The 480-nt window shown below is 42.5% G+C and carries 2 rRNA genes; both read left to right on the top strand.

The window, feature by feature from the left end:
* Positions 1–85: ribosomal RNA gene (locus tag AC0C66_RS21520) — 23S ribosomal RNA — on the top strand; the annotation flags it as partial.
* Positions 86–140: 55 nt separating this feature from the next.
* Positions 141–256 (top strand): 5S ribosomal RNA (rrf, locus tag AC0C66_RS21515).
* The last annotated feature ends 224 nt before the right edge of the window (positions 257–480 follow it).

Genomic DNA, 480 nt, shown 5'->3' with positions numbered 1-480 from the left:
AAAGATGATCAGGTTGATAGGTCTGAGGTGGAAGTGTGGCGACACATGGAGCTGACAGATACTAATCGATCGAGGACTTAACCCACATTTTGAATGATGTCACACCTGTTATCTAGTTTTGAGAGAACACTCTCAATTTGTTTGGTGGCGATAGCGAAGAGGTCACACCCGTTCCCATGCCGAACACGGAAGTTAAGCTCTTCAGCGCCGATGGTAGTCGGGGGTTTCCCCCTGTGAGAGTAGGACGCCGCCAAGCAATTACATGTTAGTGTAATTGAAAAGAAAAAAGTTGTTGACTTTAAAGAAGCAGCGTTGTATACTAATAAAGTTGCTTTAACAAAGCGAACAAATGAAATGATCTTTGAAAACTAAACAAGACAAAACGTACCTGTTAATTCATGTTTTATAAAATCGCACAGCGATGTGCGTAGTCAGTCAAACTACTTTATCGGAGAGTTTGATCCTGGCTCAGGACGAACG

The organism is Bacillus sp. VA13, assembly GCF_055710085.1.
This window is presented reverse-complemented; position numbering and strand designations above follow the sequence as displayed.